Origin of the sequence: Paracoccus sediminilitoris (genome assembly GCF_003259195.1) — a bacterium.
Taxonomy (GTDB): domain Bacteria; phylum Pseudomonadota; class Alphaproteobacteria; order Rhodobacterales; family Rhodobacteraceae; genus Paracoccus; species Paracoccus sediminilitoris.
This window is the reverse complement of the sequence record NZ_QJPK01000019.1, coordinates 58,782-67,336: the sequence shown is the minus strand read 5'-3', so window position 1 is coordinate 67,336 and position 8,555 is coordinate 58,782. Positions and strand designations below refer to the sequence as shown.

At 61.6% G+C, this 8,555-nt stretch carries 8 protein-coding genes and 1 tRNA gene; 6 read left to right on the top strand and 3 right to left on the bottom strand.

Annotated elements, in window-relative coordinates; genetic code table 11:
• The first annotated feature begins 526 nt into the window (after nt 1-526).
• The 3 genes from DKT70_RS13570 (at nt 527) to DKT70_RS13560 (ending at nt 3,439) form a co-directional block, all read left to right on the top strand.
• A complete protein-coding gene (locus tag DKT70_RS13570; RefSeq protein ID WP_111559643.1) occupies nt 527-1,312 on the top strand; it encodes a Crp/Fnr family transcriptional regulator in 786 nt (261 codons plus the stop codon).
• Between the two features lie 80 nt (nt 1,313-1,392).
• Nucleotides 1,393-2,700: a hypothetical protein gene (locus DKT70_RS13565; protein WP_233490584.1), complete on the top strand. Its 1,308-nt coding sequence runs from the start codon at nt 1,393-1,395 to the stop codon at nt 2,698-2,700.
• Between the two features lies 1 nt (nt 2,701).
• On the top strand, nt 2,702-3,439 hold the full coding sequence (locus DKT70_RS13560; protein ID WP_111559642.1) for a COG3904 family protein: 738 nt from the start codon (nt 2,702-2,704) through the stop codon (nt 3,437-3,439).
• Between the two features lie 64 nt (nt 3,440-3,503).
• Here the strand turns inward: DKT70_RS13560 and DKT70_RS13555 are convergent.
• From DKT70_RS13555 to DKT70_RS13545, 3 genes are all read right to left on the bottom strand, one after another.
• Nucleotides 3,504-3,587 (bottom strand) — tRNA-Leu (locus DKT70_RS13555).
• 413 nt (nt 3,588-4,000) lie between these two features.
• A complete protein-coding gene (locus DKT70_RS18225) occupies nt 4,001-4,432 on the bottom strand; it encodes a hypothetical protein (RefSeq protein ID WP_199559602.1) in 432 nt (143 codons plus the stop codon).
• A 64-nt stretch (nt 4,433-4,496) separates the two neighbouring features.
• Nucleotides 4,497-4,805, bottom strand: a complete 309-nt coding sequence (locus tag DKT70_RS13545) for a hypothetical protein (RefSeq protein WP_146612642.1) — start codon at nt 4,803-4,805, stop codon at nt 4,497-4,499.
• Between the two features lie 325 nt (nt 4,806-5,130).
• On the opposite strand from DKT70_RS13545, the gene DKT70_RS13540 reads away from it, so the two are divergent.
• From DKT70_RS13540 to DKT70_RS18430, 3 genes are all read left to right on the top strand, one after another.
• On the top strand, nt 5,131-6,249 hold the full coding sequence (locus DKT70_RS13540; RefSeq protein ID WP_233490583.1) for an ATP synthase subunit B family protein: 1,119 nt from the start codon (nt 5,131-5,133) through the stop codon (nt 6,247-6,249).
• A 616-nt stretch (nt 6,250-6,865) separates the two neighbouring features.
• Nucleotides 6,866-7,027, top strand: a complete 162-nt coding sequence (locus DKT70_RS18065; RefSeq protein WP_158530054.1) for a hypothetical protein — start codon at nt 6,866-6,868, stop codon at nt 7,025-7,027.
• A 204-nt stretch (nt 7,028-7,231) separates the two neighbouring features.
• A complete protein-coding gene (locus DKT70_RS18430) occupies nt 7,232-8,524 on the top strand; it encodes an MFS transporter (protein ID WP_111559640.1) in 1,293 nt (430 codons plus the stop codon).
• Nucleotides 8,525-8,555 lie beyond the last annotated feature (31 nt).

Below are 8,555 nucleotides of genomic sequence, written 5' to 3'. Positions count from 1 at the left end.
GATCAGGTCTCCTTGCGAAGCCTGAATCACCGCAACGGACTGAAATCAATGGGTCTGGAGCCTAGGGCCCCCATCCCTTGTGCCGCTCACAGGTGCGATACGCTGTGCGACGGCATGCGGATCGGGGGCGAATGGGGTGCTTAAATGATGCTTTTGTAAAGGCGGCGGACTTGGACGGATGAGGGGCATGGCACTTTTGATCCGCGAACCTAGCGGCATGTCGGGGCGATTCGACCGCGAATTGCCCTTTTTTCGCGCGGGGCGCATGAAACCGGTAATTTTTCGTTAACCAATCATTCATTATTTTCGCGGAATGTCGTGCAGCCGACATTCATCCAGATAGTTCTGATTTACAAAGGACTAGCATCGATCGGGACGTTTGTGTTTTTTTCCCGTGCCCGTTTACAGTCTCGGTCGGTGCGGGAATTGACCACCTGTCGGTTGAAGTGCTGCGGCGGCAGCTTGCATCGGGCCCACGATTTCGGGCTATACTCGACGCACCATCAGTCGCGACAGGGGGCCACGCGTGAGCGAGGCGGTCAACCATCAAGATTTGGCGTCGCCCGTCCCGGCCGGGCGGCGCACCTTCGACATCGCGGAATGGCTGGATCATCTGGAAAAGGCGCCGCCGGCCCTGTTCAAGGGCCTGACACGGCGCCAGATGGCACAGCTGATGTCCGAAACCACCATCCAGCATCTGCGCCGCCCGACCGAGATCCTGCGCCAGGGCGAACCTGCCCGTTGGGGATACCTGATCCTGAGCGGTCGCATCGAGGTCAGCTTCATCGACGTCAACGGCAACCGCATCCTGGCGCATCTTGCCCGCGTGGGCGAAGTGCTGGGTGAGGTCGAGCAGTTTTCCGGCCTGACCTGCGCTGCCACCTGCACCACGCTGCCGGAGACGACGGTCATGCTGTTCGACGCCGCGCTGGTGCTCAAGCACATGCCCGCCGACCTGATCCTTGCCAATTTCGCAGGTATCTTCCATGAACGTCTGACGCGCGACAATCGCCAGCAATCGGTGGCGATGTTCTATGCCGCCGAAGATCGCATCCGCATCCACCTGTTGGGCATGACCAGCGACCAGAACCCTTCGGTCCAGATCAGTCAGACCGAACTGGCGGGTTTTGCGGGGTGTTCCCGCCAGACAGTGAACCGAACGCTGGCCCAGTTGCGGACCGAGGGGATCGTCGCCATCCAGCGGGGCACGGTTAGCGTTCTGGACCGCGACAGGCTGTCGCTGACCCGGCCCGGCGGCGACCAGGTCATCCTTGATGGCGTGCCGATCGCCCCCCACAAGCATATCGCCTGACGCAGAAGTGAGCGGTCGGGGGCTGAGACCCGCCGCCAATTGCGTTTATCTGGCGGTGAACCCCAAGCATCGGAGCGCGCATGTCATCCCCCAGCCCCCAACCGGACCGCGCCCAGCCTGAACGGACCATCCCCGACCTTGCCCTGCCGGACCGTGCGGGCGATCGCTATGCCCGTGAACTGGAACGTCATCTGGATTGGCTGGACAGCTTTACCTCGACGGCGCTTGGCGTTCTGTCGGCGGCATCCGGGATCTATACCTATCTGGGGGTCCGGACGTTGCTGGACGATCCCGGCATGTGGACGACCTTTGCGGCGCTGGCCTATTCCATCGCCGTGTCGGTGGGCATCTTCGTCTTCTGGTCCTATCTGCTGCGGCTGCTGCCCGCGGTGCGGTCGGCTGCGTCGCGGGTGGGGCTGTTGCTGACGATGGCGCTCGGCTCGGTCGCGATCGTGGCAATGTCATCCTGGCTGAACGCGGCGGCCCTTGCCGGGGGTGCGGCGGTCGAAACGCATATGGCGACCACGGTCCAGCATTATCAGACCTCGCTGGAACGCGCCCATGCCAATGCGGTCGCCGGTCAGTCGCTGTCGCGCGATGTGGCCCGCGTGCGCCAATCCTTCCAGGACCTTTCGGAACAAGAGGCCGGGGGCACCCTGTCGGGCTTTTCGGGTCGTGGTGCGGTCTTTCGCGTCCTGACCCAGAAAAGCGCCGAATTGCAGGCGCTGGAGGCCCAGCTTGATCAGGCCGAAGCACCCATCGAGGCCACCTTCAGCCAAGGAAACACGATCCTGTCGCAGATGCGCGGCATTTCGGTCGAACCGGGCCCGCTGGAGGATCGCACGGTCCGTTTTTCCGAAGACGCGGTCGAACTGGCGGGCCTGATTACCCAGCTGCGCCAGCTGAACCCCGCCCCCCTTGTGTCGCGGGCCGCGCAGGATCTCTCCGATGCCGTGGTCCTGCCCGAACTGGACGGGTCAACCGCCGAAATGCGGGCAGGTCAGTCCAGCACCATCAATTCCGTCTTGGGACTGGTCGCGCAGCGCGCGCAGACGCTGAACGATGCGGCCGGCGCGGTGATTGCGATGCCCGCCCCGGACGAAGCGCTTTACACCCCCATGTCGGCCGCCGATGCGGTCATTGCCTATGCGGGGAATTTCGTGCCGGCATGGGCGGGGGCGATTTCGATCGACCTGCTGCCCGCAGTGCTGGTCTTCATCATCATGGTCGTGCAGGCCGCCATCCGGTCGGGTCGCGGCGAAGGTCACAGCGACGACCGCATGACGGTGGGCGAATTGCGCGCGGCCCTTGCGGCGCAGGACCTGCTGTATCGCGCCGATGCCGTGCCTCACGCCCGCCAAACCCCGCCGCGTACCGAGGATAGCTGAGGTGGGGCTCTTTTCCTCTCCTCAACGCGTCATCAGGGCGGTGCTGGTGTCGCAGGTGCTGATGGGTGCGGCCATCGTCGGCATCGACATGATGCGCAGCCCCGGAAGCGCTGCACCGGGCCTGTTCGCCCCTCCGGCACAGGGACCAAGCGTGCGCCCCTATCGCCCCGACCTGCGCCCATCGGACCCGTCACGTCCCGGCGCCCCGGCCATGCGACCGATGCCCGACCAGCTGGAATTCAGCGAAGACGACGACCAGATCGCCATCACCGGGCAGATCGCGCCGGGCGATGGCGACCGCTTCGTGGCCTGGCTGGAGGAGGCGCGTCCGCAGGCGACGCAGGTGGCGCTGGACAGCTCGGGCGGGTCGGTGTCGGATGCGCTGGCGATCGGGCGCAGCATTCGGTCGGTGGGTCTGACGACGACCATCCAGGATGGCGCAGTCTGCCTGTCGGCCTGTCCGTATATCCTGGCCGGAGGGCGGGCAAGGCTGGTCGAAGAGGGGGGCGTCGTCGGCGTTCACCAACATTATTTCGGCAAGAACACCATCCTGCCAGCCTTCATGGCCGTGGCGGATGTCCAACGGGCCCAAGCCAGCGTGATGGATTATCTGGACCAGATGGGTGTCGATCTGCGCCTGATGCCGCTGGCGCTGCGCACTCCACCCGACGAGATCAATATTCTGACGCCGGAGCAGTTGCGCGACCTGAACGTCATCACCGACGCGCAGGAAGGCTGAAAGGCGAACTGGTATGCGCGGCAGAGCAATGTCGCCTTGGAAGATCACATCAAACCGGGAAAATTGGTGCGGGTGAAGGGACTCGAACCCCCACGCCAAAGGCGCCAGAACCTAAATCTGGTGCGTCTACCAGTTCCGCCACACCCGCACTTGCCCGCATTAATCAGTAATCGCGGGACTTTGGGCGATCTAGCACAGCCCGGAAATCCGCACCAGAGGAAATCTGCGCGCCAGTATGGATATGAATTCCAGCCATGCACCTGCCCCACCTTTGCACGCGAGGGAATGACGAATTTTCAATGTCGAAGGTGGAAGAATAGATTGCGGCTGCGCCAAATGTCCGAACAAAGGCTTCGCCAAGCAGTGATCGTCAATGCGCCCGGGGCCGAGGTGCCATATTGTCTCCGGTATCATCGCCACCAGGCTTCTCGACAGCATCCTCCAGTCGCGTACGAAGGCGACGGTATTCCAGATTGTGATCGAACATGCGCAATGCGCTCTGGATCATGTGCCAGTCATCGTCTGACACGCTGAGGATGTTCAAAGGGGACAGCATCTGGGTTAAACTCTTTGGTCATGCAACAACGATCGAAAACGCAGAATGGTGGGACAGGTTCCCTTTAAATGCAGACAAAATATCTTTCCCTTTTCCCATTCGTCATCATAAGACGCAATGCGCCGGTCAGGGAACAAGACCGGCCCGACATGGTTTACCCGTATGAAAAACAGGAGATTACCATGCTCAAATTCCTCGGCGGTGCTGTCGGCATCATCTTCATCATCGGACTGCTTGTCGTTATCGGAATATTGTCCCTGATCTTCTGATACTTGGCTTGGATATGGATGGGTGAAAAACATCCGTTCCCAAATGACTTGCAACTGGCGATCCGACATTGGTTGTGACCAGTTCGGGTTGACTAATTCCACATCGTGGCAGGATTGGTTTCGTGAAATCGGTCGTATGCCGGTAACGGAATCGTTGAATGCCCCCATTGCTTCCGAAGTACCGATGACACGCAAGTCTGCGTAGTGCCACACTCTCCATAACACGACCGTCCTAAAGCGTTTTGAACGTGTAATGTCCCGGTGCGCAGGCACCGGCGGTATCAAAACAGCTTTCAACGATGACGGCCTCGTTGATGGAGGCTTCGAACGACACCTTATCTCTGGTCACAATGTCTATCGTCTGGAAGCGCGACATCTCATCACGCGTCACCCCAATCGCAATGAACTCGACCTCGCCATCACCGTTGAGCCCGAAGCGCATCATCCCGGCGAAGGGGCCCGAGCCATCCAAGGAAAAGTTCAGTAGGCGCCAGTGCACACCTCTTTTTGTTAATGTGGCGAATATTGCGTGGCCGCACATGGTCCCAGCAGTGGCGGCACTCTATCAAAGATCAACTGTCGAACAGACGGAATGCAGGGGTCAGGTCATCTGTGGCTGACCTGACCGCGTTTGCACCCAGCCTTCCCATATCATCGCGCAGTTGCCATCAGCTGGCGGTCGGTTTTTCCCGTGCGGTAGCTTCGCATTCGCAAACATTTTGCCCCGTATGCGGATATCACGGCATGAAGATTATATAATTGACTGGCTTGGGGAAACATTATGACCAACCAGCGTTCTTGAAGACGAGCCTCGGCAGTTTTTGACCGGCTTGGGACAAGGCATTGGCATCTTCGGGAAAGACATGATGAATGAAAGAATTTTGGAGGACGACACCAAGCGCGGCCACGTCGATTGGGCGTCGATCCTGGCGGGTGCCGCAATCGCGGCTGGCGCATCCGTCGTCTTCACCGGTTTCACGACCGCGATCGGGCTAGGCTCGGTTTCGCCCGAGGAGGGCGAGGGTCTGGGGACGTTCTCGCTGATCCTGGTGGGGCTCTTTGCCTTTATCGCGATGGTCGCCGTCTATGGTCTTGGCGGATATATTGCCGGACGAATGCGTCGGCGCAGCTCGACATCCGAAGATGAGGTCGAGGCCCGCGACGGCATTCACGGCCTGACGGTCTGGGCCTTGGGCATGCTGCTCAGCGGCATTCTGGCAGCCGGCGCCGTGACAAGCGGCGTGCGCGCAGCCGGAAATGCAGCCACCACTGCGGTCGAGGCGGCAGGGTCTGCCGTGGGCGGAGTGGCGCAAGGCGCGGGTCAACTGGCCGGCGGCGTCGTCGGTGGCGTGGGTCAGGTCGCGGGTGGAGCAATCAGCGGCGTCGGCCAGTTGGCAGGCGGCGCGGCCTCGGCAATCGGCGGAGAGGAAGGCGGACAGGGCGCTGGCGCCAATCCGCTGGACTATGTTACCGATCGCTTCCTGCGCAGCGAAGCCGCTGCACCTGATCAGTTTTCGAACGAACAGATCCGCGGCGAAGTGGTCAACATTCTGAGCACCGTCCTTCGCACGGGTGAGGTTCCCGAAGATGATCTGGACTATCTGCGCGCCGCGCTTGCCGCACGGACCGAATTGACCCCGGCGCAGATCGACGCCCGTGTCGAACAGGCAGTCCAGCAGGCTCAGGACCTGCGGGCCGAAGCGCAGCAGCGTCTGGAAGACGCCCGGACCCAGGCCGAGGAAGCCGCCGCAGCAGTCGAAGCTCGCGCCCAAGAGCTGCGCGCCGAGGCTGAGCAGCGCCTGCAGGACGCCAAGGATCGTGCCGTCGAAGTCGCCGAAAGCGCCCGCCATGCCGCCATCTGGACGGCGCTGTTTCTGGCCGTGTCTGCCTTGGTGGCCGGCGTGGCTGCGTGGATGGGTGCCATCAAGGGCGGCCATGACCGCGATGCCGGTCGCATCTGGGCAGGACTGGCACGCCGTCGCTGATCACGGATCGCAGAACACGTCACGGAGCTCCGCCGGCGCAAGCTGGCGGGCCTTTTCTGTGCTGCGCGCTATATTGTGTTTTTGGAGGCCTTGATGCGGTGCTTCTGCCGGCTAATCAACACCTTCGGCACCAGATCGGCCCATCGGCTTACTCAAGGCATCAACGCGTTTCGGATATAGCAGACGGGGGACATCAGTTTACCCCAGCCATGTCTGCCGGAGAATATCTTCACCGCCCCAAAGCCAGCTTCAAAGCGAACGGTTCATCGAAGTAAGCTTGCATGTCATCTGAGATGGCTCCTGATCGAAAGATCAGACCATCACCATCTTGCCATCGCTGCACAGTCGGCAGGTGCGTGATAAATAGCATTGATCGGCCTGTTGCTCAGGCAACCTCACCTCTCTGTCTAGCAGCAGGGCAATAGGTTCGTGGCGCCGTATTGGAGGCTACTGGTCTCAAACATATGGCGCCACCTGCCAAGTGGTCCGCTGAAGATGACACCAAGGAACCCGCGGAAATTGTGACGGAGGTTTTTCGGTCGATGGTTCCGCGTGAATAGTGGCTGGGGTTCTGTCCCGGGGCGGTCAGTTCGGTAGACCTCTGAGGAGGGCGACAATGAAATTCACCTTGGCCGACATGGCCAAGGGTGTCATCTGCCACACGTGGCGGAAGATGGAATGGCATAACCTGCGTTGCCATGACCGCAAAACCTGTCCACCAGAGTGGTTAAAAATCCTCTCTAGACAGGCGGGACAAATCACCGGTGATCTGCATTGACCTACCGTCATCCCGACCGGCAAAATCGCATCCGCTAGGTGGCGATCGGCGCCTGCACCCGTGAATGCCAGCGCAGCGTCGATCTGACCTCAGGTGCGCCCTCCAGCCGGGTGGATCGCGGCATCGCCTCCTGTTTCATCCCATGTCACAGATCACGAATTGCAGCTTCTGCGAATCCCGCCTCTCCAGCCACGCTGATTGCCCATGATCCAATTTCTTCGCGACAATTTCCGCTGGCCAGGTGCAGAGTTGCTGCTGACCTTCACTTCAGCTTTTGGGCAAACCTGGTTCATCTCGCTTGTCGCGGTGTTCATCAAGAACGAGTACGGTCTGACGGATGGCAGTTGGGGCAGCCTCTACACGGTGGCCACCCTGTCTGCGTCGGGCTTGATGTTCTGGCGCGGCGCCATGGCGGACAGCGTGCCGCTGTCGCGGCTGGCACCGGCGGCCGCGATCGGCATGGCTTGGGCGCCGTTGCTGTGGATTCTGGGGGTTGCGCTGTTCCTGTTGCGCTTTTGCGGGCAGGGCGGGTTCAGCAATATCGCCATGACGCCGATGGGCCGCTGGTTCGAGGACCGGCGTGGTCAGGCCGTTTCCATCGCCTATCTGGGACACCCCGGGGGCGAGATCATCGTCCCGCCGCTGATGGTCTTGCTGATCGGCACCATTGGCTGGTGGGGAACGTGGCTGGTCGTGGTGGCCATGCTGTGCCTTACCGTCGCACCCCTTCTCAGCCGCCAGCTGTTGTCCGAGGCGCGTACCCCCGTTACCCATGCCACGCAGACGGCCAAGCCCGGTCTGCTGGGGCGCCAATGGCAACGCTCGGATGCGGGCCGGCACTGGTTGCTGCCCGCGATGTTGCGCGTCCTTCTGACGCCCGGCTTCATCGCGACCGTGATCTCCTTCCATCAGGCCTATGTCGGGCAGGTCAAGGGAGGGAGCCTAGCGTACATGGCCCCCCGGCTATACGGCTTTCGGCATATCGACAGTGATCAAGGCATTCGCGTCGGGATAGGCCCCCGACAGGTTCGGCGTGATCCGTCTGCTGCCGATGCTGCTGCTTCAAATGAGCGTCGGCGTCAGCCTGATCGGCCCGGCGGAAAGCATCGCGGGTTGGTATGTCGCGCCGGCGGTGGTCGGCGTGACACAGGGCATGGCGGGATCGCTGCGGGGCGTGCTGTTCCCGGTCCTTTGCAGGACCATGCATTTGGGTGCGATCCGGTCGTTGGCGTCGACGATCATGGTGATTTTGACCGCGAACGGGCCGGGGATCACAGGCATCCTCATCGAAATGAGCGCCAATTTTCTCACCCAAAGCCTGATCTTGGGGCTATGGTGCTCTATGGTGGTGGTGTCGTGCTGGATCATCGCCGCGCGGGTGCGAACCGATCTTGCAACGGGCTGATCGGCGGCGTTCCGGCCCCTGCGCGTGATCCTGCAAGCGCGGGGGCCGGTTCAGGATCGGGCGTCTGCGGTAAAGCAGGTCGGGGATATTGACTGCCTGCACCATGGCCGTCGTGGTCGAACC

Excerpts from the sequence above, each read along its gene's own strand:
- DKT70_RS13565 (WP_233490584.1), top strand. The coding sequence starts at position 1,393 with ATGTCATCCCCCAGCCCCCAACCGGACCGCGCCCAGCCTGAACGGACC.
- DKT70_RS18225 (WP_199559602.1), bottom strand. The coding sequence starts at position 4,432 with ATGGGGGCATTCAACGATTCCGTTACCGGCATACGACCGATTTCACGA.
- DKT70_RS13545 (WP_146612642.1), bottom strand. The coding sequence starts at position 4,805 with ATGTGCGGCCACGCAATATTCGCCACATTAACAAAAAGAGGTGTGCAC.
- DKT70_RS13540 (WP_233490583.1), top strand. The coding sequence starts at position 5,131 with ATGAATGAAAGAATTTTGGAGGACGACACCAAGCGCGGCCACGTCGAT.
- DKT70_RS18065 (WP_158530054.1), top strand. The coding sequence starts at position 6,866 with ATGAAATTCACCTTGGCCGACATGGCCAAGGGTGTCATCTGCCACACG.
- DKT70_RS18430 (WP_111559640.1), top strand. The coding sequence starts at position 7,232 with ATGATCCAATTTCTTCGCGACAATTTCCGCTGGCCAGGTGCAGAGTTG.